Genomic DNA, 19,652 nt, shown 5'->3' with positions numbered 1-19,652 from the left:
GCGGGGACACCGTCAGGCGGTACGGGCGTCAGCGGCGTCGGAGTCGTGGATCTGCGAGGCCGCGGCCGCGCAGAACGCCTCCAGCCCCCTCAGCAGCGCGGTGCGCTGCACCGCCGGCATCTGTTCCAGCACGCCCTCCAGCGCCGCCTCCCGGCGTGACCTGAGGTCGGCGAGGAAGGCGCGCCCGCGACGGCTCAGGCACAGCTCCAGCTCCCGGCGGCTGCCGGCGGCGGTCCGGCGTTCCACGAACCCGACGGCCTGCAGCCGGTCGCACAGGCGACTGGTGGACGGTGGAGTGGACCCGAGGGAGTCGGCGAGCGTGCGCAGGTTGATTCCTTCCTGGTGCTCCAGGATGAACAGCACGCGCAGCTGGGACGCGGAGACCGGCGCCGTGGAGGCACGACCCCACAGGACTTCCAGCAGCTCGGACGCCTGTGAGGTCACACGCGCCACCTGTTGGGGCTGCGGACGCGAGGAGGAGGACATCACGGTGACACTCTCGCAGGGATCGGGGCGACTGTCAGCCCGCACCCGACGCGGGGCGACGACGGGACCGGCCGCGTGAACAGACTCGTCGCCGCGGGACGCGCCCTGCGCTCCGCGGCACCGCACCGGTTGCCCGACGCGCTGTGCGAGGTGCTGCGCGGACACTACGCGGCGGAAGCGGTCGAACTCCGGCTGGCCGACTACGGACTGACGGTGCTGCTGCCCGTGCTCGGCGGCGCGCGGGGCACGGGCGGCCCGGCGCCGGCCGCCGTGCACGGCAGCGCGCCCGGCCGCGCCTTCGGCGCCCAGGAACCGCATGTCGAGGAACTCGGCGACGGACTCGTCCTCGCGCACCTGCCCGTGACCGTGCGCGGCGACCGGCTGGGCGTCCTGTCGGTCACGCTGCCGGGGGCACAGGCCCGGGAACGGCTCACCGAGCTCGCCGAGGTGGCGCAGCTGCTGGGGCACGAGATCGTCGTCGCCGAGCGCGACACCGACGCGTACCGGCGTGCGCGCCGCAAGGACCGGCTGACGCTGGCGGCCGAGATCCAGTGGCAGTTGCTCCCGGCCCGGTCCTGTGCCCGGGACGAGTACGCCCTGGGCGCCCAACTGCAGCCCGCCTACGCCGTGTTCGGCGACAACTTCGACTGGGCGGCCGACGACGACCGTCTGACGGTGTGCGTCACCGACGGGATGGGCGAGGGCATCGAGGCGTCACTGCTGACCAGCCTCGGCATCAACGCACTGCGCAACGCGCGCCGGGCCGGCGTCCCGATCGCGGACCAGGCGGCCCTGGCGGACCAGGCGATCCACGCCCACTACGGGGGCGAGGCCCATCTGTCGGTCCTCCTGGTGGACATCGAGCTGTCCACCGGACGCGTTCAGGTCGTCGACGCCGGTTCGCCGCACCTGCTGCTGGTGCGCGACCGGGCACTGACCCGGGTGGAACTGGACGCGCAGCTTCCGCTGGGCATGTTCGAGGAGACCGACTACGTGGCGCAGGAGCTCACCCTGCTGCCCGGCGACCGGCTGCTCTTCGTCAGCGACGGGGTGCACGCGGTCGTCGCGCCGGGCGGCGAGGCGTACGGCGAGCACGCGCTCGCCCGGGCGGTGGCGTCGGCGGCCCTGCTGCCGGCGGCGGACGTGCCGGGCGCGGTACTGCGTGCGCTGGCCGGCCACCGGGGCAGACCCGAGCCGGACGACGACGCGCTGGTCGTGTGTCTCGACTGGTTCGGACAGCCGTCCCCGTCGCCGTCCGGCCGCCCCGGCTCACAGCTGTCGCCCGGCGGGACGCACGGCAGTGTCCCGCCGGGACCGCAACGGCACGACGCGGACGAGGAGTGAGAGAGATGCCGGAAGAACAGACGGCTGCGGAGCGGCCGGCCGAGCGGGCGGCGCCCGTGGCGGAGGTGGGGGCGTTCCTGGGCCGTCGCCGCGAGCAGATCGCCCAGCGCTGGGCCGACGAGACCCTGTTCCGCGCCGTGTTCACGGTCTCGCGGGACGAGGCGGTGGAGGCGGGCCGCGGCGTCGTCGACGCGCTCGCCCGGGTGGCCGCCTCAGGCCGGGTGGAGGACTCCGACAGCGCCGGATTCACGCCGGTGCGCGAGCAGTTGGCCAGGATGGCGGCCGCCCGGGCGCGCGCCGGTCTCGGCAACGCACAGATCTCCCACGAGGTGGACGCCCTGCGCACACCCGTGGTGGATCTCCTGGTCACCGACCTGCCGTCGGCGCCCGCCGAGCACCTCAGGGAGTGTGCGACGACCCTGACCGCGTTGATGGGCACTCTGCGGCTGGTGGTCCTGGAGACCTCGCTGACCGAGGGCCAGGCCCTCATCGACCGGCAGCAGCTGCAGCTGACGGAGGTCGCCACGCCGGTCATCCGGCTGTGGGACGGCATCGTCGCCGTGCCGCTGATCGGGACGCTCGACAGCGCGCGCAGCCAGGTCGTGATGGAGACGCTGCTGGAGTCGGTCGTCGACCAGCAGGCGCGGTTCGCGATCCTGGACATCACCGGGGTGCCGACCGTCGACTCGCTCGTCGCGCAGCACCTGATGAAGACGGTCGCCGCCGTGCGGCTGATGGGCGCGGAGTGTGTCGTCTCGGGCATCCGGCCCGCCATCGCGCAGACGATCGTGCACCTCGGCCTGGACCTGCCCGTCGTCACCCGGTCGAGCCTCGCCGACGCCCTGGCGTACGCACTCGACCGGCTGGGCGCCGGCATCGTGTCAGCCCCGTCCGGCGGTGCGGGTACCCGGTGAACCACGACCTCTCCCGCGCGGGCACCGCCCATGTGCCCGTGCTGCGGCTCGGCGACGTCCTGCTGATCACCCTTCAGGGCGACCTGCACGACGGAGCGGCGGAGCAGCTCCAGCAGGACGTCGCCGAGTCGATCGTCCGCAGCCGGGTCACCGGCGTGGTCATCGACATCTCCGGCGTGGAGATCGTCGACTCGTTCCTGGGTCGGGTGCTGGCGGAGATCGCGGCGAGCGCCCGGCTGCTGGCCGCGCGGACCGTGGTGGCCGGCATGCGTCCCGCGGTGGCGATCACGCTGGTGGAGCTGGGGCTGACACTGCCGGGGCTGCGGACGGCGCTGAGCACCGAGGCCGCCATGGAACTGCTCGCGGCGTCGCCGGACGACCCTCGCCGGGAGCCTCGGTGAGCGAGACGTCCGCGGGCGTCGACGCCCGCCTGCCGATCCGTTCGGACCTGGACCTCGTGTGGGTACGGCAGCATGTGCGCCAGGCGGCGTCGGCGCTCGGCTTCGGGCTGGTGGAGCAGACCAAACTGGTCACCGCCGCCAGCGAACTGGCCCGCAACACGCTGATCTACGGCGGTGGCGGCGAGGTGGAGGCCCGGGAGGTGTCGGACGGACGGGCGGCACGGGGGCTGCGGCTGACCTTCACCGACGGCGGGCCGGGCATCGCCGACCTGGACCAGGCCCTCAGCGACGGCTTCACCTCGGGCGAGGGGCTGGGGATGGGACTCGGCGGCGCGCGCCGGCTGGTGCACGACTTCGCCATCGACAGCGCGCCGGGGGCCGGCACCACGGTCACGGTGACCTCCTGGGCGGTCCGCCCGCCCCGGCCGCGTGAGGAGCAACCCGGATGACGCGCGTGTGGGACGTCCCGGTGCACGACTCGACGCGGGTGCGCGACGCCCGGGTGGCCGCGGAGGACGCGGCGGCGCTGGCCGGACTGGACGGGCCGCGCACCGCCGACGCCGCGCTGGTCGCCACCGAGCTGGCGACCAACCTGCTCAAGCACGCGCGGGGCGGGCAGTTGCTCGTGGAGGCGGTCGCCGCGCCGGGCGGGCCCTCCGAAGCCCTGCTGGTGCAGATCGTCGCCGTCGACCACGGCCCGGGCATATCCGACGTCCCGGCCGCACTCGGCGACGGGTTCTCCACCGCGGGCTCCCTGGGAGCGGGGCTGGGCACCTGCCGACGGCTGTCGGACGACTTCGACCTGCACAGCGTCCCGGGCCGCGGGACCGTGGCACTGGCCCGGATCGGCGGCGCGACGGTCTCCTTCGACCGTCGCGGCCCGGCCGGTGCCTCGTCCCCGCACTCCCCCGCCGCGGTGCGGGCCGGCGGGATCAACATCCCCTTCGGGGGCGGCGAGTGCTCCGGAGACGCCTGGACCTGCGTACGGGACGGCGACGGGCTGACGCTGATGATGGCCGACGGGCTGGGGCACGGGCCCGAGGCGGCCCGCGCCTCCGCGGCCGCGGTGGCGGAGGCGCGGCGCGGCGCCCACCTCCCGCCGGCCGAGCTGCTGCGCCGCCTGGACGGCGCGCTGCGCGGCACACGGGGCGCGGCGGTCGGGGTGGCCCGGCTCGACCTGCGCGCCGGGCGGCTGCGCTTCGCCGGCATCGGCAACATCGGGGCGCGACTGCGCGAGGGCGACTCCTGGCGGCATCTGATCTCCCGGCCGGGCATAGTCGGCGTGCACCGGCCCGCCACCCTGCCGGAGACGGAGGCCGACTGGGCCGCGGACCGGCTGCTCGTGCTGCACAGCGACGGGCTGCCCAGTCGCTGGGCGCCGCCCGCCGACCCCCGTCTGCTGTGCGCCGACCCCGCCCTCACGGCCGCCGTGACGGTGCGCGACGCCGGCAGTTCCGCCCGACCCGTACGGGACGACACCGCCGTGGCCGTCCTGTCCCCGAACCCGTCGGACCGTTCATGAAGCGCAGCTGGCAGATCGGGGCCGTCGACGACGCGGCACGGGCGCGTATCGCCGTCGCCCGGCTGGCCGCCGCGTACGGCGTGCCACCGCTGGACCGCATCCGGCTGTCGGCCGCGCTCAGCGCGCGGCTGCGCCGGTGTCTGACCAAGGGCGGCCGCTGGCGGCTCGAGCTGACCGCGGCCGGGGGGTCGCTGCACGTCGAGGTCGCCGCCTCGCCGGCCGGCGGCGAACCGCCGTGGCGGTTCGCCGCACCCTGCCCGGAGCCGGCCCCGGCCCCCGTCACCGATCCGGCGGCGGGCGACGTCACCGCCTTGGCGGAGGCGCTCCTCGGCGCGGACGAGGACACCGCGCTCGTGCTGGAGCGGCTCACCGGGCAGGAGGAGCTCGTCGCCTTCCACCGGGAGGAACTGCACCAGACCAACCAGGGCGTCCTGGCGCTGCACGCCGACCTGGACGCCGCCGGGCGGGCGCAGCGGGAGGCGTTCGCGGCGGAACGCGCGGCACGCCGGGAGGCGGAGGACGCCCGCCGCAGGCTGACGTTCCTCGCCGACGCCAGCGCCGCGCTCACGGCCTCCCTCAACCACGAGGAGATCGTCCGCCGGCTGCCCGAGCTGTTGGTGCCCGAGTACGCCCGCACGGTCGACGTGTGGCTGTTCGACGCCGAGGACGAGCGGGGGGCGTCCGCACCGCGCCCCGCGGCCGCGGTGGTCGCGGCCCGCACCGGCCGGCCCCAGTACGCGGCCGCCCGTCCCGGCGGTCTGCCCGGTGTGGACGACCTGCCGGCGTCGGCGCTCCATCCGGGCCGGCCGCTGCTGTGCGTGCCCCTGCCGACGCGCCGGGCGCCGCTGGGCGTGCTGACGCTGACCCCGCCCGGCGAGCGCTGGAACCCCGACGACGCCGTCATGCTCGTGGAGCTCACCCGGCGGGCGGGCGGCGCGCTCGACAACGCCCGCCGCTTCGAGCACAACCGGGACATCGCCGAGACGCTGCAGCGCGCCCTGCTGACGGAGCTGCCTACTACCTCGGGGCTGCGGCTGGCGGCCCGCTATCTGCCCGCCACGTACGGGCTGAACATCGGCGGCGACTGGTACGACGCGTTCCGGCAGCCCGACGGCAGCCTGATCACCGTCATCGGCGACGTGACAGGGCACGGGCTGCACGCGGCGGTGATGATGAGCCAGCTGCGCACCGCGTTGCGCGCCTACGCCGTCGACGGAGGCAGTCCCGGCGAGCTGCTGACCCGGCTGCACACCTTTCTGCACCGCCTCCAGCCCGACCTGTACGCGACCGCCGTGATCGCCCGCTTCCGGCCCGGCGAGCCCGTGCTGACGTGGGCGGCCGCGGGTCATCCGCCGCCCGTGCTGCGCGGCCCGGACGGACGGGTGCGCACACTGGACGCCAGGCCGGGGGCGATGCTCGGCATCCCGTTGCACCAGGAGATCGCCGACCACACGGCGCCGCTGGAACCCGGTTCCACACTGGCGCTCTACACCGACGGCCTGGTCGAGCGGCGGGCGCAGGGCATCGACCCGGGGATCGACCGGCTGGCGGCGGCGCTCGGCGCGTTCGGTGCCGAGGAGCTGGACACGGACCTGGACGGCGCGGCCGAACGCATCCTGGAGCCGATGCTGAGCGACTCCGAGCGCGACGACGATGTCTGTCTGCTGCTGTGCCACATCGACAGCCACGTCGGCGCCCGGATGGACGGCCAGGTCGACGGCCGTACCGCCGGCCGGGTCGGCAGCCGGGTCGGTGACGCTCGCGGCGGCGCGTGAGCGGAGCGGTCAGCCCTGCGGACCGGCGGGCCCCTGACCGGACGCCGGCGAGCCCGTCGCCCTGCGGGCCTGGTGGAAGGCGAACAGGCCGTGCTCCAGAGCGGTGCGCTGGGCCGGCGTCATGGCCTCGAACACCGCGGTGAGCCGCCGGACCCGGCGCTCGGCCACGTCCGCGAGGACGCGGTGGCCGTAGGTGGTCAGCACGAGCTGCACCTCACGCCGGTTGTGCGGCTGCACGGCCCGCTCGAGCAGCCCCGCGGCCTCCAGCCGGTCGCAGAGGCGGCTCGCGGTGGGCAGACCGACGCCGAGGTGCTCGGCCAGGGCCGTCAGGTTCATCTCCGGGCGGCCGCGGACCGTCCGCAGGGCATGGAGCTGCCGGGCGGGCAGCCGGGGAGAGGCCTCCTCCGCCGCCGCCAGCCAGCAGGCCACCAGACTCTCCACCGCGTCGGCGACCTGCCGCGCCTGCCTCCCGCGGTTCGTCCACCGTCCGTCGTCGGAGCTGTCCGCATACCCCGCTGTCACGGCTGCCGGACCACCGGATTTGTCATGTACGTCGGCCTACCCGAAGGACCGGGGCGTACACAGGTCCATCGGGGGTAGGACGCTGACCTCAGGAGAAACGTTCGTCTGCATGCCTCGCCCGACTGGCGGAAAAGGTCCGGGCGCGGTGCTATCGATGAGGTGCGAACGGCCCGGGGCGGGGCACGCGCATGACGTCGGGGCAGACCGCCTGGAGCCGCAGAAAGGGATGGACATCGTGACACGACCCAGGATCCTGGTGGTGGGCGCGGGCTTCGCGGGGGTGGGGTGCGTTCGGCGGCTGGAACGCGAGCTCTCCACCGCGGAGGCCGACATCACCCTGGTGACACCGTTCGCCTACCAGCTCTATCTGCCGCTGCTGCCACAGGTCGCCTCAGGCGTGCTGACCCCCCAGTCGATCGCCGTGTCGCTGCGCCGCAGCAAGAAGTACCGCACCCGCATCATCCCGGGCGGCGCCATCGGCGTGGACCTCGCGTCGAAGGTCTGCGTCATCCGGACCATCACCGACGAGATCGTGAACGAGCCGTACGACTACATCGTGCTGGCTCCCGGCAGCGTCACCCGCACCTTCGACATCCCGGGGCTGACGGACCACGCGTTCGGGATGAAGACCCTCGCGGAGGCCGCGTACATCCGCGACCACGTCATCACCCAGCTCGACCTCGCCGACGCCAGCAACGACCCCGCCGAGCGGGCCTCGCGGCTGCAGTTCGTGGTCGTCGGCGGCGGTTACGCCGGCACCGAGACGGCCGCCTGTCTGCAACTGCTCACCCACAACGCGGTCAAACGCTATCCGCGGCTGGACCCGAACCTGATCAAGTGGCATCTCATCGACATCGCCCCGAAGCTGATGCCGGAACTCGGCGACAAGCTGGGCCGCAGCGCCCAGGAGGTGCTGCGCAAGCGCGGCATCGACATCTCGCTGGGCGTGTCGATCGCCAAGGCGGGCCCGGAGGAGGTCACCTTCACCGACGGGCGGGTGGTACCCACCCGGACGCTCATCTGGACCGCGGGCGTCGTGGCGAGCCCGCTGATCGCGACGCTCGGCGCGGAGACGCAGCGCGGGCGGCTCGTGGTCGAGGCCGAGATGAACCTGCCCGGCAGCGACGGGGTGTTCGCGCTCGGGGACGCCGCGGCCGTGCCCGACCGGGCCAAGGGCGAGAAGGGCGCGCTCTGCCCGCCCACCGCGCAGCACGCGATGCGGCAGGGCAAGGTCGTCGCCGACAACGTCATCGCCACGCTGCGGGGCCGACCGATGCGGCCGTACGCGCACAAGGACCTCGGTCTGGTCGTCGACCTCGGCGGCACCGACGCCGTCTCCAAGCCGCTCGGCATCGAGCTGCGGGGGCTGCCCGCGCAGGCCGTGGCGCGCGGCTACCACTGGTCGGCGCTGCGCACCGGCGTCGCCAAGGCGCGGGTCCTGACCAACTGGACGCTGAACGCGGTCGCGGGTGACGATTTCGTCCGGACCGGTTTCCAGGCGCGCCGGACCGCGAAGCTGAAGGACTTCGAGTACACCGACAGCTATCTGACGCCCGAACAGGTGCGGGCGCGCGTCGAGGGGACCGGTCCGGAGACCGCCTGACATCCGCAGGACAGGAGAATACGACGGCGTGAGGGCTGCGGCACGGTCGTTCGGCGCACGGTGGCGGGATCGGTTCGCCGCGTCCGATCCCGGTCTGCTGCGTCTGGCGGCGGGGCTGCGGACGGTCGGCGCGATCGCCCTCACGCTGGCCGTGCTCTCCCTGCTGGGCGCGGACGTCTCGCATCTGGTGGCGGGAGCCATCGCCTCGATGGTCGCCACCTTCGCCGTCCGGGAGAAGCAGCGCGGCCGGCAGGCCGTCACCCTGATGCTGGGACTGCCCGTGGCGCTCGCCTCGGTGTCGCTGGCGGCGCTGCTCACCTCCCGGGCGGTGGCCGGCGACTTCTTCTTCATCGCCCTGATCTTCTGCGCCGTCTACGGCCGCCGCTTCGGCGACCGGGGCACGGCGCTCGGGCTGATCGCCTTCCAGGTCTATTTCATGGCCCTGTTCGTCGGGGTCGGGACCTCTCTGCTGGCCGGCTACCTGGGGGTCGTCGCGGTGGCCTTCGTGTGCAGCGCGGCGGTCCGGTTCCTGCTCGTGCCGCAGACACCGTCCGGGATTCTGGAACGGCTGCGGCAGGCGTTCCGGGCGCGGCTCGCCCAGTTGCTGGACGCCCAGCTGGACCTGCTAGACGCAGGGCCGGACGACGCGGAGAAGGCCCTCGGCCAGGTGCGCGAGGGCACCGCCCGGCTGCACGAGACGGCCATGATGATCCAGGGCCGGCTGGCGGAGGGCACGCCCGACGAGACGGTGGCCCGCATGGTCCAGCGCCGGATCGCCGACGCCGAGATCGCCGCCGAGCGGCTGGGGCTGCTCCTGCTCACCGCCCGCAGCGCCGAGCGGGCGGACACGCTGACCCTGCACCTGCCCGGCGCGCCGCTGCCCGAGGCCACCCGGCTGCCGGTGCGGGACGAGGCTCTCGACACCCTCCGCCATGATCTGCGGGCCCTGCGGCTGCTGGTGCGGCATCCCGTCGAGGCGGGGTCGGGCACCGCGCTGTCGCAGGTGCGCAACCGGCTGCTCGGCTACCGGGAGGAGGAGAACCTGCCGCCGGCGCCGCCTCCCGTGCAGGACGTCTTCCGGGGCGTCGGCGAGACGGCGCGTGCGGTGCTGGGCCTGCGGATCGCGCTCGACGGCCCGCAGGACGAGTCAGGCGACAGTCCCGAGACGGCCCGCTCCCGAGAGGAACTCGACGCGGAGGACGCGGCGATCGGCGGCGCCGAGGAGGACGAGGCCCCGGCCGCCGAGGTCACCGGGCTGCGGCGGCCGACCACCCGGGCCGCCGTGCAGGTCGCCGTCGGGTCCTCGCTGGCCATCCTCGGCGGCGAGCTGCTCTCCGCGCACCGCTGGTACTGGGCGGTGCTGACCTGCTGGATCGTGTTCATCAACACGTCCTCCACCGGGGAGATCCTGGTCAAGGGCTACCGGCGGCTGCTGGGCACCGTGCTCGGCGTGGTGGCCGGCATCGCGTTGGCGGGTCTGGTGGGCCATCACACGTGGACGGCGTTCGCGGTGGTGCTGCTGTGCGTGTTCGCGATGTTCTACACGGCGCCGCTGTCGTACACACTGATGTCCTTCTTCGTGACCGCCGCGCTCGGTGTCCTGTACACGTTGCTGCACACCTACAGCCTGTCGGTGCTGGTGCTGCGGGTGGAGGAGACGGCGCTGGGGGCGGCCTGCGGGATCGTCGCCGCGGCGCTGGTGCTGCCGGTGCACACGGACCGGCGGACCAACGAACTGCTGGCGACCGTGCTCGAGCGGCTGAGCGGGGTCACCGAGGCGGCCGTGGAACAGCTGAGCGGCGCTCCCCCGGTCGATCTGCTGGAGCAGGCCCGGGGCCTGGACCAGGCGCTGGCCGATCTGCGGGCCGCCACCCAGCCCCTGACCCACCCGGTCACCCCGCTGCGGTCGCGGCGGGACACCGCCCGCTACGTCGTCGCACTGCTGGAGACCTGCGCCTACCACGCGCGGTCCCTGGCGGCGACCGCGGAACTGCTGCCGACCCATCCGTCGATAGCGGCGGACCCGCGGCTGCGCCGGGCCGGTGTGCGCATCCTGCACAACATCGGGGCGATCGACGCGCGCGTCGCGGACGGGCGGAGCACGGCGCAGGTGCTGGCCGGGCCGAGCGTCGCCGCGCTGCTGAAGCCGGGCGTCCCGGGGACGCCGCGCTACGGGCGGGTGACCGACCGGGTGCTGCGGCATCTCCAGCGCCTGGACGAGGCGGTGGTGGGCCTCGCCCGCCCGCTCGGGGCGCCGGTGGCGGCGCCGAAGTGAGAGCGGGCCGGGGGCGGGCTCGGACACGGCCGGGGCTCCCGCCGGCTGCGGCGGACCCGGCCGGGCTCAGAAGTCGGTGGGCATTCCGCTGGCCGCGGCGATGCCCCGCAGAGCCTCGGTGTCCTTCTGACGCTGCCGTATGCAGCCGGCGATCTCGGCGAGCCGGGACGGGTCGGACGCGGTGACCGCGTCGGTGACCACCCGGACCGGGCCGGTTCCGTCCACCTGGATCTCCACCAGCTGGTTGTCCAGCCGGCCGGTGACCGCGGTGGCGATGACCAGAGCGGCCTCGTCGCGGATCTCCTGAGGCAGGTCCTGGGTCTCCTGCGGGTCGAGGGCGAAGTCGATGCCTTCGGGTCGCTGTTCGTCGAGGGCGCGCAGCGCCGGGGCGACGACCTCCAGCAGGAGCTGGTAGTCGTCGCTGTCCATGCGGACGCGCAGCAGGTCGAGATACATGTCCACGGGCCGTCCGTCGCGCGGGAACTCTGCTTCGTTCATCTGGTCCGTGTTCCCCGGCAGACGGTTGTCAGACCTTGCGCCAGCGAGCCATGCAGAAAGAGAACAGTCCGAAGAGGACGAGCCCGGCGGCGACGCAGGCCAGCAGGGCCGGCCCGGCGGGGGTGCCGGCGAAGGAACGCAGCGTGTCGTCGAGCCCCTTGGCCTTGTCGGGACGGTAGTCCACGGCGGCCCGGACGGCGAACGCCCCGGCGGCCGCGAACACCAGCCCGCGGGCCGCGCCGCCGCCCACCCCGGTGACGTCCACCAGGCGCCGCACGCCCGGGGACATCTCCCCGAGCCGCAGCTGCTTGCGATAGGAGCGCATGACGGCGCGGGCGCCGATCCACAGGCCGGCGACGACGATCCCGACACCGGCCGCGCCGACGATCCACTGGCCTCCGGGAAGGCCTAGCACCCGCGCGGTGACGTCCCGGGACTGTTCGTCGCTCGAACCGCCCCCGTCGCCCGACCCGGCGGCGAACTCCAGCACGGAGTAGGCGACGAAGGAGTAGAAGGCGCACCGGGCGAGCGCGGTCAGCCGCTTCCTGGCGCCGCGCCCGTCGGCGCCGGCCCCGCCGAAGACGGCCTCGGACAGCCGCCACAGCGCCATGCCGACCAGCCCGACGCCGAGCGCCCACAGCAGTACGGCGCCGAAGGGCTTCTCCGCTATCTCGGCGAGGGCGCCGCGGCGGTCGGCCTCCTGTCCGCTCTCGCCGAAGGCGATCTGCAGGGCGATCACGCCCACCAGCAGATAGATCACACCCCGCGCGGCGAGCCCGGCCCGGGCCGCCCCCTTGGTCAGCGACCCCCGGGCCGCCCGTTCCGCCTCGGCCCGCCCGTTGCGCGCCAGTGCACTCGCGTTCATCCCGACCTCCCGGAATCCTCCCCGAACTTCGCGAGATCCGCATGCCCCGGCTCGGGCCGTGCACACCCGCCGGTCGGCGGAGGGGGCCCACACCACGCGGGCCCCCCCGCCGAGGCGCACCCGAACGGGCGCACACCACGGGCGGGCGCGCAGAGGCACAGACGCACGGACGGGCAGGCGCACCGCGGCCACTGCCATGGTGCGCCTGCCCGTCCCGGCCGCTCAGGCGTACACGCGCGGACCGTCGCCTGGGTGTCGTCCGGCGGCGTCTGCCGCCGAGGCCGCGTCGAGCCACTGGCGCGCCGTCTCCAGGGCATGTCGTACGTCCCGGGTCCCGGTGGACACGCACAGGGTGTAGGCGAGGTCGCGGGCCTGCGGATGCTGTTCGCCGGCTCCGGACTCCCTCAACGCCTCGTATTCGTCGACGAGTTTGCGCAGCACGGCGGGATGGGGCATCAGCATGGGTCTCTTCTCTCCGTTCTTCGGTCGGGACCCGGGGGTGAGCGGTCGAGTGTCCTGCCGCGTCAACGCAGCGCCTCCTGGCGCACCCGCTCGCAGCTTCGGCTGATGAGCCGGGAGACGTGCATCTGGGAGATGCCCAGCCGGTCGGCGATCCTGCTCTGCGTCATGTCCTCGAAGAAGCGCATGTAGAGGATGGCGCGCTCGCGTTCGGGCAGTCGCCGCAGACCCTCCTTGGCGGACTCGCGGTCCACCACGGTGTCGAAGGAGGAGTCGGCCGCGCCGAGCGTGTCGGCGAGGCTGTACCCGTCGTCGCCGGCCGGGAGCTCGGCGTCCAGCGACAGCGTGCTGAAGCTCTCCAGGGCCTCCAGGCCGGCCGCGACCTCGTCCTCGGTGAGGCCGGTGTGCGCGGCGATGTCGGCGACCGCGGGCTCGGGGGCGCCGGGGGCCTGGGCCAGTTCCCGGCGGGCGACGCGCACCTTGTTGCGCAGCTCCTGCACGCGGCGGGGCACGCGCAGCGCCCACATGCGGTCACGGAAGTGGCGCTTGATCTCACCGGTGATGGTGGGCACGGCGTAGCTCTCGAAGGCGCCACGCTCGGGGTCGAAACGGTCGACGGCCTTCACCAGGCCGAGGGCCGCCACCTGCCGCAGATCCTCGGTGGCCTCGCCGCGGTCGCGGAACCGGCCCGCGATCCGGTGGGCCATGGGCAGCCAGGCGGTGACGATCTCGTCGCGCAGGGCGTCCCGTTCGGGCCCGTCCTCCAGGGCGACGAGCCGGGCGAAACGGCCTGCCGTGTCGGGCGCGTCGTCGTGGGTGCGGCGCAGCTGGGCGGTCGTCCGCGCGGTGGGCCGGGCACTGGGCTGAGCAGGGGTGGAAGCCGTGATGTCGTGACGGCTTGTCGACATGTCGATAGGCATGCGAATTCGCTCCTGAACGGTCATTTCAGGGACAGACGACGAGAGGGCTTCCACCACCCGGAGCGCACGGGGCGCCCCGGGGCGGACATACCGCTCCCGACGGCGCGCCTCCGGTCCGAAGCACGAACCTCCGTCTGCCCTGACCCATGGGGCGCAAACTCCGCTTGCCCGAAACCCGCTCCGGCAATGTCGGCGGCCGCGCCCTTCAGGGCCGGCCCGCGGGTCGGAAGACGGGCACGACGGCGGTGATGCGCTTGCCGCCGGAGGGGAGACCGGCCACCCGGACGTCGCGGGCCAGCCGGCAGACGATCGGCCAGCCGCGGCCGCCCGCGCGGCCTCGTTCCCGTTCGTCGTACGGGTCGACGGCGACGGGCAGCCGGTCGCTGCGGTCGCTGACGGAGACCCGCACGGCGCGGCCGTCCACGTCGACGTCGAATCCCGTCATGCCGCCCCCGTGGAGGATGGCGTTGGTGGAGAGTTCCGAGGCGACCAGCAGCGCGTCGGAGAGGCCCTGCTCGTCGTACGGACACCCGGTGGCCCCGCATCGGCCGACCACCGCCCGTCGTACGGCGTTGCGGACGTCGGCCGGTCGGCACCACTCACGGTCCCCGCACCGGAACGGGTCGTCCGGCGTGTCCACGAAGTCGGTGGAGTGGTTCGTACGCATCCCTTCGCTCCCCTGACTGTTGCCGAGTGGTGGTGGCCGACGAGTGAGCTGTCGCGCCGACCTGCTGCTGTTGTGGCGGCCGTCGGCCTCAGGCCGGCGCCGGCGACGCCCGGCTTCGGGCGGGACCGTGATGTCGCCCGCGTCCGTCGCGGTCGGGGCCGGGCACCGCGGTCCGGCGTCGGCGGGCGGCCGGGGAGGCACCCGCCCGGCCACGGCCTCGACGTGACGGGAGGCGACCCGCTCGCGCCGGCGGTCCGGGTGCCGAAAGGGCGGGCCCGGACTGCGCCGGACCGCACCGTGCGGGCCTCTTCTCTTCGGCTGGCCGCCCCGCCCGCGACCAAACCTCCGGGACGGGGAGCAATCGTCCACCCGGACCGGGGTAGACGGCGTACATGATGGATGTCGTGGACTCGGACGAACTGCTGCGCCGCATCCAGCGGGCCAGGACCTGCGCCCAGGAGGAGGTGCGGGCCTGGCGGGCCCGCGGCGCGGATCTCGCGGACGCCGACGCGGACGGGGCGCGTGACGCCCGCACGCGGGGTATCGCCTACGAGGCCGTGCTCAGGGTGCTGGACGAGATCGTGACCCCGGGCCGGTCGGCCGAAGGGCTCTGACCTGGCCGGCGACGGCCGGGGGCCGCCATCCGGACTACGCCAAGTGAGGCCGCCGGGGCCGCAGATGAGGTGAAACAGGTCACGCAACCGGGTTTTTGGTGTGCCAAATCCCCGCGAGTGGTTTACCGTTCATACATACGTGGTGGTCGGGGTCGACTCGCTTCTCCCGCACTCCCACTCCCATACCGCCCTGGCTGGCTTCCCCCGTCCAGCCAGGGCTTTTCTCTGCCCGAACCCGGAAAGTCACGTCCGCCGAGGTGCCCTGGGCGTCCCGAGCGGCTGAAATGGAAGAGGCAAGCACCCCCGACGACCGCCGGCGAGAGGCCCGCGCCATGACCAGAGCGACCAAGCTGCTGACCGCCCTCCCCCCGCCCCAGCGCCAGCGCCTGATGACCCTCGCCCACGAGGTCTCCTTCCCCGAGGACGCCCGGATCTTCGAAGCGGGCGGTACGGCCGACCGCTTCTGGATCCTGCGCTCCGGTGCGGTCTCGCTCGTCCAGCAGGTGACGTCGTTGCGCCGGGTGACCGTGGCCGGCCTCGGCTCCGGCGACCTGCTGGGATGGTCGTGGCTGTTCCCGCCGTACCGGTGGGACTTCGGCGCGGAGGCCTTCAGCCCCGTGCGCGCCTACGAGTTCGAGGCACAGCCGGTGCTCAAGCTGTGCGAGGAGGATCCGGCACTGGGCCTGACGCTGGTGCGGATCGTGGCCGAGATCCTGGCGCACCGGCTGGAGATGACCCGGGGCAAGCTCATGGAGCAGTACGGCACGCGTCGGCGCGGAGTGCTGTAGCGGCACGCGTCGGCGTCCACCGCCGACCGCCTTCCGCGACGCACCGCGTCCGGCCCGCACCCGCCGTGCGCCGGCTTCCGCGCCGGAACTCCCCCGCCCGGGTTCCGGGCGGTTCAGGCCCCCGCGACGAGGGTCACGCCGAGGACGATCATCGTGGCGGCGACCAGGCCGTCCAGGACGCGCCAGGCCGAGGGCCGGGACAGGAAGCGGCCGAGCAGCCGGGCCCCGAAGCCCAGCGCGGCGAACCAGCACACGCTGGCGAGCGCGGCGCCGAGGCCGAAGGTCCAGCGCAGCGGACCGCGGTCGGCGGCGACCGAACCGAGCAGGAAGACGGTGTCGAGGTAGACGTGCGGGTTGAGCCACGTCATCGCCAGGCAGGTCAGGACCGCGCGCCGGCGGGAGCCCACCGGGTCGCCCCCGGTCACCAGCGCGCCCGACGGCCGCAGCACCCGCCGGACCGCCAGCGCCCCGTAACCGAGCAGGAACAGGCCGCCGATCCAGGCCACCGCGGTCAGCGCGCCCGGCCAGGCCGTCACCAGTGCGCCCACCCCGCCGACACCGAGCGCGATGAGCAGAGCGTCCGAGAGGGCGCAGATCCCGACGACGGCGAGGACGGCCTCGCGCCGGATCCCCTGGCGAAGGACGAAGGCGTTCTGGGCGCCGATGGCGACGATGAGCGAGAGACCGGTGCCGAACCCGGCGGTCGCGGCGGCGAGAGCGTGGGACATACCGACCACGCTAGGGAGGCGATCACCGGGCGTACAGCTAAAGATTCTTACGTATCATTAGCGCCCGTGATGACGACGTGATGACGGACCTGCCTCTCGACCAGGTGCGGACACTGCTCGCCGTGGTGGACGAGGGCACCTTCGACGCGGCCGCCGCCGCCCTGCACGTGACGCCGTCGGCGGTCAGCCAGCGGGTGAAGGCCCTCGAGCAGCGCACGGGCCGGGTGCTGCTGCTGCGCACCAAGCCGGTGCGGGCGACCGAGTCCGGGGAGATCGTCGTGCGGTTCGCCCGCCAGCTGGCCCGGCTGGAGCGCGACACGCGGTCCGAGCTGGGCATGAGCGCGGAGGGCGAGCCCACCCGGGTGACGGTCGCGGTGAACGCCGACTCCCTCGCGACCTGGTTCCTGCCCGCCCTGTCCCGGGTGCCGCAGGAGCCGCCGCTCTGTTTCGAACTGCACCGCGAGGACGAGACGCGCACGGCGGAACTGCTGCGCGAGGGGCTGGTGATGGCCGCGGTGACCTCGTCGCCCGACGCGGTGACCGGCTGCTCCGTGCGCGCACTGGGCACGATGCGCTATCTGGCCGCCGCGAGCCCGGAGTTCACGGCCCGCCATCTCTCCGACGGCCCGTTGCGCGAGACCCTGCCCCGGGCGCCCGTGATGACGCTGGACCGCAGCGACGACCTCCAGGACGCCTTCGTGCGCGGCCTGCGGCGCGGGGCGGGCGGCGCGAGCACCCTGCGCCACGCCGTGCCGACCTCGGAGGGCTTCGTGGCGTCGGTCGTCGCGGGCTTCGGCTGGGGCATGGTCCCCGCGGCGCAGGCCGAAGCGCCGCTGCGGGCCGGCCGGCTGCTCTCCCTCGCCCCGCGCCGGCCCCTGGACGTCCCCCTGTACTGGCAGCAGTGGCGGCTCGACTCGCCCGCGCTGGCCGCGGTCGCGGACGCGGTGGCGGCCACGGCTGCCGAGACCCTGCACCCTCCCCGCCGGAACGCGCCACAGCAGTAGCCGAAGACGACAGCGGCGACGACGGCGACGACGCAGGAGTGGTCGGCCGCACCGAGGGCCTTCAAGGGGCGGGGGGCCCTCAGGGGGCGGCGGGCCGGTTCTCACGCAGGGTGGCCAGCCGGGTCTGCGCGCTGTCCAGCAGCATCTCCAACGCGGTCGGGTAGGCGCTGGTCACCATGCGGGTCGACAGCAACGCGGCCGCCTCGGCGATCCGGGGGTGGGTCTCGGCGGGCAGCCGGGCGTAGGTCGAGCGCCACATCCCGTCGTCGGCGCGCTGCGCGGCCCGTGGCAGGGCCAGGGCCGCGGCGTCCAGGGCGGCGAAGGCCAGGGTCTGGTCGATGAAGGCGTGGTAGATCCGCACGGTCTCCGGCAGCGGGAAGCCGGCCGTGCGCAGCACGTCCAACACGGCCTCGTCGGCGGCGAGTTCGTTGGCCCGGCCGGTCACCCGGCTGGTGGTGAGCTGGGCGGCCTGCGGGTGGGCGACATAGGCGGCGTGGATGCGCACGCCGACGGTATACAGGTCGGCCCGCCACTCCCCCGTCGGCCGCCAGCCACGCAACGCCTCGCCGATGAGGGCGTCACCGATGGCCAGCGTGAGATCGTCCATGCCCCGGAAGTAGCGGTAGAGCGTGCTCGGGTCGCAGTCGAGGGCGAGGCCGAGGCGGCGGGCGGTGAGTCCGGCGCTGCCGTGCTCGCGCAGCAGGCGCAGCGCGGCCTCGACGATCAGCCGCTCGGACAGCACCGTGCCGCTGCGGGTGGGCCGGCGTCTGCGCCGCTTCTCCTCGGGCACGACCTGCTTGGCCATACGTCCCGCACGCTCCCTCCGGCCTGTCGCCGTCCTGCCCGCGGCCTCCGGGCTCCATCCTTATGCCAACGCCATTGACCTTACGTGAGCCCCGGGCGTTGTATCGGTGCCGGGCCCCGCTTCGCACACGTCCTTCTCAGGTTCGGCCGAGGGAGTTCTTCTCATGCGTGTCCTGCTCGTAGGCGCCGGCGGTGTGGGCACCGCCGTCACCCGCATCGCCGCCCGCCGTCCGTTCTTCGAGGCGATGGTCGTCGCCGACTACGACCCCGCCCGCGCCGCGGCCGCCGTCGCCGCACTCGACGGCGACGAGCGGTTCCTCGCCGAGCGGATCGACGCCGCGGACGAGGCGGCCGTTGTCGCCCTGCTCGCCCGCCACCGCTGCGACGTCCTGCTGAACGCCACGGACCCGCGGTTCGTGATGCCGCTGTTCGGCGCGGCGCGCACGGCCGGCGCCACCTATGTCGACATGGCGATGTCACTGTCCCGCCCGCACCCGGAGCGGCCGCACGAGGAATGCGGCGTCAAGCTCGGCGACGCGCAGTTCGCCGAGGCCGACGACTGGGCGGCCGCCGGCGCCCTGGCGCTGGTCGGCATGGGCGTCGAACCGGGCCTCTCGGACGTCTTCGCCCGGTACGCGGCCGACGAACTCTTCGACGAGATCGAGGAGATCGGCGTGCGCGACGGCGCGAACCTCACCGTCGAGGGCTACGACTTCGCCCCCTCCTTCAGCATCTGGACCACGATCGAGGAGTGCCTGAACCCGCCGGTCGTGTACGAAGCCGACCGCGGCTGGTTCACCACCGCGCCGTTCAGCGAGCCCGAGGTGTTCGACTTCCCCGAGGGCATCGGGCCGGTGGAGTGCGTCAACGTGGAGCACGAGGAGGTGCTGCTCGTACCGCGCTGGGTGAAGGCGGACCGGGTCACCTTCAAGTACGGCCTGGGCGCGGAGTTCGTCGAGACGCTCAGGACGCTGCACCGCCTGGGGCTGGACGGCACCGCGCCGGTGACGGTGCCGAGCGCGCGGGGACCGGTCCAGGTCTCGCCCCGTGACGTGGTGGCCGCCTGCCTGCCCGACCCGGCGACGCTGGGCGAGCTCATGCACGGCAAGACCTGTGCGGGCACCTGGGTGCGCGGCGTCAAGGACGGGGCGCCTCGCGAGGTGTACCTGTACCACGTGGTCGACAACCAGTGGTCGATGGCCGAGTACGGCAGCCAGGCCGTCGTGTGGCAGACGGCGGTCAACCCGGTCGTCGCCCTCGAACTGCTCGCGACGGGCGCATGGACGGGGGCGGGCGTCCTCGGACCCGAGGCGTTCCCGGCCCGCCCCTTCCTCGACCTGCTGACGGAGTACGGCTCGCCGTGGGGGCTGCGGGAGCAGTGAACGACTTTCCGGGCGCGACCTGTTTCACCTCCGCGTCGCCGGTGACCCGATCAGGAGCAACCATCCGGAACATCACAGACG

Annotated in this window: 21 protein-coding genes; 12 read left to right on the top strand and 9 right to left on the bottom strand. The window is 74.0% G+C overall.

Annotated features, from left to right (window positions below; translation table 11 throughout):
• Window positions 1-12: 12 nt before the first annotated feature.
• On the bottom strand, window positions 13-486 hold the full coding sequence (locus C6376_RS42030) for a MarR family winged helix-turn-helix transcriptional regulator (protein ID WP_173985832.1): 474 nt from the start codon (window positions 484-486) through the stop codon (window positions 13-15).
• Window positions 487-561: 75 nt separating this feature from the next.
• Between C6376_RS42030 and C6376_RS42025 the strand changes: the two genes are divergently transcribed.
• Genes C6376_RS42025 through C6376_RS42000 form a run of 6 tightly spaced genes read left to right on the top strand, consistent with a single transcriptional unit; the run spans window position 562 to window position 6,442 of the window.
• The gene (locus tag C6376_RS42025; protein ID WP_107448434.1) at window positions 562-1,830 is read left to right on the top strand and encodes a PP2C family protein-serine/threonine phosphatase; all 1,269 of its coding nucleotides are present in this window, start codon (window positions 562-564) and stop codon (window positions 1,828-1,830) included.
• Between the two features lie 5 nt (window positions 1,831-1,835).
• Window positions 1,836-2,744, top strand: a complete 909-nt coding sequence (locus C6376_RS42020) for an STAS domain-containing protein (protein WP_107448433.1) — start codon at window positions 1,836-1,838, stop codon at window positions 2,742-2,744.
• Complete coding sequence (locus tag C6376_RS42015; protein WP_107448432.1) at window positions 2,741-3,145, top strand: STAS domain-containing protein; 405 nt, start codon at window positions 2,741-2,743, stop codon at window positions 3,143-3,145. Before C6376_RS42020 ends, C6376_RS42015 begins: the two co-directional genes overlap by 4 nt.
• On the top strand, window positions 3,142-3,594 hold the full coding sequence (locus C6376_RS42010) for an anti-sigma regulatory factor (protein ID WP_107448431.1): 453 nt from the start codon (window positions 3,142-3,144) through the stop codon (window positions 3,592-3,594). The genes C6376_RS42015 and C6376_RS42010 overlap by 4 nt, the downstream gene beginning before the upstream one ends.
• Window positions 3,591-4,667 (top strand): ATP-binding SpoIIE family protein phosphatase, encoded by a 1,077-nt coding sequence (locus tag C6376_RS42005; RefSeq protein WP_107448430.1) that lies wholly within the window; start codon window positions 3,591-3,593, stop codon window positions 4,665-4,667. The genes C6376_RS42010 and C6376_RS42005 overlap by 4 nt, the downstream gene beginning before the upstream one ends.
• A complete protein-coding gene (locus C6376_RS42000) occupies window positions 4,664-6,442 on the top strand; it encodes a PP2C family protein-serine/threonine phosphatase (RefSeq protein ID WP_107448429.1) in 1,779 nt (592 codons plus the stop codon). Before C6376_RS42005 ends, C6376_RS42000 begins: the two co-directional genes overlap by 4 nt.
• Window positions 6,443-6,451: 9 nt before the next feature.
• Here C6376_RS42000 and C6376_RS41995 read toward each other — a convergent pair whose 3' ends face one another.
• The gene (locus C6376_RS41995) at window positions 6,452-6,964 is read right to left on the bottom strand and encodes a MarR family winged helix-turn-helix transcriptional regulator (RefSeq protein ID WP_107448428.1); all 513 of its coding nucleotides are present in this window, start codon (window positions 6,962-6,964) and stop codon (window positions 6,452-6,454) included.
• A gap of 226 nt (window positions 6,965-7,190) precedes the next feature.
• On the opposite strand from C6376_RS41995, the gene C6376_RS41990 reads away from it, so the two are divergent.
• Both C6376_RS41990 and C6376_RS41985 read left to right on the top strand, forming a co-directional pair.
• Window positions 7,191-8,567 carry an NAD(P)/FAD-dependent oxidoreductase gene (locus tag C6376_RS41990; protein WP_107448427.1) on the top strand — a complete coding sequence of 459 codons (1,377 nt, stop codon included), beginning with the start codon at window positions 7,191-7,193 and terminating at the stop codon, window positions 8,565-8,567.
• A gap of 28 nt (window positions 8,568-8,595) precedes the next feature.
• Window positions 8,596-10,842: an FUSC family protein gene (locus tag C6376_RS41985; protein ID WP_107448426.1), complete on the top strand. Its 2,247-nt coding sequence runs from the start codon at window positions 8,596-8,598 to the stop codon at window positions 10,840-10,842.
• 66 nt (window positions 10,843-10,908) lie between these two features.
• Here C6376_RS41985 and C6376_RS41980 read toward each other — a convergent pair whose 3' ends face one another.
• The 5 genes from C6376_RS41980 to C6376_RS41960 form a co-directional block, all read right to left on the bottom strand.
• Window positions 10,909-11,340 (bottom strand): hypothetical protein, encoded by a 432-nt coding sequence (locus C6376_RS41980; RefSeq protein WP_107448425.1) that lies wholly within the window; start codon window positions 11,338-11,340, stop codon window positions 10,909-10,911.
• 28 nt (window positions 11,341-11,368) lie between these two features.
• Entirely contained in the window at window positions 11,369-12,205 is an 837-nt protein-coding gene (locus tag C6376_RS41975; protein WP_107448424.1) for a DUF1206 domain-containing protein, read from the bottom strand.
• Window positions 12,206-12,427: 222 nt separating this feature from the next.
• Window positions 12,428-12,667, bottom strand: a complete 240-nt coding sequence (locus C6376_RS41970; protein ID WP_107448423.1) for a DUF5133 domain-containing protein — start codon at window positions 12,665-12,667, stop codon at window positions 12,428-12,430.
• A 62-nt stretch (window positions 12,668-12,729) separates the two neighbouring features.
• On the bottom strand, window positions 12,730-13,584 hold the full coding sequence (locus C6376_RS41965) for a SigB/SigF/SigG family RNA polymerase sigma factor (RefSeq protein ID WP_173985831.1): 855 nt from the start codon (window positions 13,582-13,584) through the stop codon (window positions 12,730-12,732).
• 205 nt (window positions 13,585-13,789) lie between these two features.
• Window positions 13,790-14,251 carry an ATP-binding protein gene (locus tag C6376_RS41960; RefSeq protein WP_107448422.1) on the bottom strand — a complete coding sequence of 154 codons (462 nt, stop codon included), beginning with the start codon at window positions 14,249-14,251 and terminating at the stop codon, window positions 13,790-13,792.
• A gap of 392 nt (window positions 14,252-14,643) precedes the next feature.
• Here C6376_RS41960 and C6376_RS41955 point away from each other — a divergent pair, with 392 nt between their 5' ends.
• Window positions 14,644-14,865, top strand: a complete 222-nt coding sequence (locus C6376_RS41955; RefSeq protein ID WP_107448421.1) for a hypothetical protein — start codon at window positions 14,644-14,646, stop codon at window positions 14,863-14,865.
• A gap of 332 nt (window positions 14,866-15,197) precedes the next feature.
• Window positions 15,198-15,653, top strand: a complete 456-nt coding sequence (locus C6376_RS41950; protein WP_107449487.1) for a cyclic nucleotide-binding domain-containing protein — start codon at window positions 15,198-15,200, stop codon at window positions 15,651-15,653.
• A gap of 113 nt (window positions 15,654-15,766) precedes the next feature.
• On the opposite strand, the gene C6376_RS41945 is transcribed toward C6376_RS41950, so the two are convergent.
• Window positions 15,767-16,381 carry a LysE/ArgO family amino acid transporter gene (locus C6376_RS41945; RefSeq protein ID WP_107448420.1) on the bottom strand — a complete coding sequence of 205 codons (615 nt, stop codon included), beginning with the start codon at window positions 16,379-16,381 and terminating at the stop codon, window positions 15,767-15,769.
• Between the two features lie 80 nt (window positions 16,382-16,461).
• On the opposite strand from C6376_RS41945, the gene C6376_RS41940 reads away from it, so the two are divergent.
• Complete coding sequence (locus C6376_RS41940) at window positions 16,462-17,385, top strand: LysR family transcriptional regulator ArgP (RefSeq protein ID WP_107448419.1); 924 nt, start codon at window positions 16,462-16,464, stop codon at window positions 17,383-17,385.
• 79 nt (window positions 17,386-17,464) lie between these two features.
• Here the strand turns inward: C6376_RS41940 and C6376_RS41935 are convergent, their stop codons facing one another.
• Window positions 17,465-18,190, bottom strand: coding sequence for a TetR/AcrR family transcriptional regulator (locus tag C6376_RS41935; protein WP_107448418.1), 726 nt, complete (start codon window positions 18,188-18,190; stop codon window positions 17,465-17,467).
• Window positions 18,191-18,353: 163 nt separating this feature from the next.
• Here C6376_RS41935 and C6376_RS41930 point away from each other — a divergent pair, with 163 nt between their 5' ends.
• Window positions 18,354-19,571: a saccharopine dehydrogenase C-terminal domain-containing protein gene (locus tag C6376_RS41930; protein WP_107448417.1), complete on the top strand. Its 1,218-nt coding sequence runs from the start codon at window positions 18,354-18,356 to the stop codon at window positions 19,569-19,571.
• The last annotated feature ends 81 nt before the right edge of the window (window positions 19,572-19,652 follow it).

The sequence above is a fragment of the Streptomyces sp. P3 genome (genome assembly GCF_003032475.1).
Classification (GTDB): Bacteria; Actinomycetota; Actinomycetes; order Streptomycetales; family Streptomycetaceae; genus Streptomyces.
The sequence above is the reverse complement of the archived record's forward strand: the minus strand, read 5'-3'. Positions and strand labels throughout refer to the sequence as shown.

Bases quoted from the DNA above. Each gene is read 5' to 3' on its own strand.
- C6376_RS42030 (WP_173985832.1), bottom strand. From the start codon at position 486: ATGTCCTCCTCCTCGCGTCCGCAGCCCCAACAGGTGGCGCGTGTGACC.
- C6376_RS42020 (WP_107448433.1), top strand. From the start codon at position 1,836: ATGCCGGAAGAACAGACGGCTGCGGAGCGGCCGGCCGAGCGGGCGGCG.
- C6376_RS42005 (WP_107448430.1), top strand. From the start codon at position 3,591: ATGACGCGCGTGTGGGACGTCCCGGTGCACGACTCGACGCGGGTGCGC.
- C6376_RS42000 (WP_107448429.1), top strand. From the start codon at position 4,664: ATGAAGCGCAGCTGGCAGATCGGGGCCGTCGACGACGCGGCACGGGCG.
- C6376_RS41990 (WP_107448427.1), top strand. From the start codon at position 7,191: ATGGACATCGTGACACGACCCAGGATCCTGGTGGTGGGCGCGGGCTTC.
- C6376_RS41980 (WP_107448425.1), bottom strand. From the start codon at position 11,340: ATGAACGAAGCAGAGTTCCCGCGCGACGGACGGCCCGTGGACATGTAT.
- C6376_RS41975 (WP_107448424.1), bottom strand. From the start codon at position 12,205: ATGAACGCGAGTGCACTGGCGCGCAACGGGCGGGCCGAGGCGGAACGG.
- C6376_RS41970 (WP_107448423.1), bottom strand. From the start codon at position 12,667: ATGCTGATGCCCCATCCCGCCGTGCTGCGCAAACTCGTCGACGAATAC.
- C6376_RS41965 (WP_173985831.1), bottom strand. From the start codon at position 13,584: ATGCCTATCGACATGTCGACAAGCCGTCACGACATCACGGCTTCCACC.
- C6376_RS41960 (WP_107448422.1), bottom strand. From the start codon at position 14,251: ATGCGTACGAACCACTCCACCGACTTCGTGGACACGCCGGACGACCCG.
- C6376_RS41955 (WP_107448421.1), top strand. From the start codon at position 14,644: ATGATGGATGTCGTGGACTCGGACGAACTGCTGCGCCGCATCCAGCGG.
- C6376_RS41950 (WP_107449487.1), top strand. From the start codon at position 15,198: ATGACCAGAGCGACCAAGCTGCTGACCGCCCTCCCCCCGCCCCAGCGC.
- C6376_RS41945 (WP_107448420.1), bottom strand. From the start codon at position 16,381: ATGTCCCACGCTCTCGCCGCCGCGACCGCCGGGTTCGGCACCGGTCTC.
- C6376_RS41940 (WP_107448419.1), top strand. From the start codon at position 16,462: ATGACGGACCTGCCTCTCGACCAGGTGCGGACACTGCTCGCCGTGGTG.
- C6376_RS41935 (WP_107448418.1), bottom strand. From the start codon at position 18,190: ATGGCCAAGCAGGTCGTGCCCGAGGAGAAGCGGCGCAGACGCCGGCCC.
- C6376_RS41930 (WP_107448417.1), top strand. From the start codon at position 18,354: ATGCGTGTCCTGCTCGTAGGCGCCGGCGGTGTGGGCACCGCCGTCACC.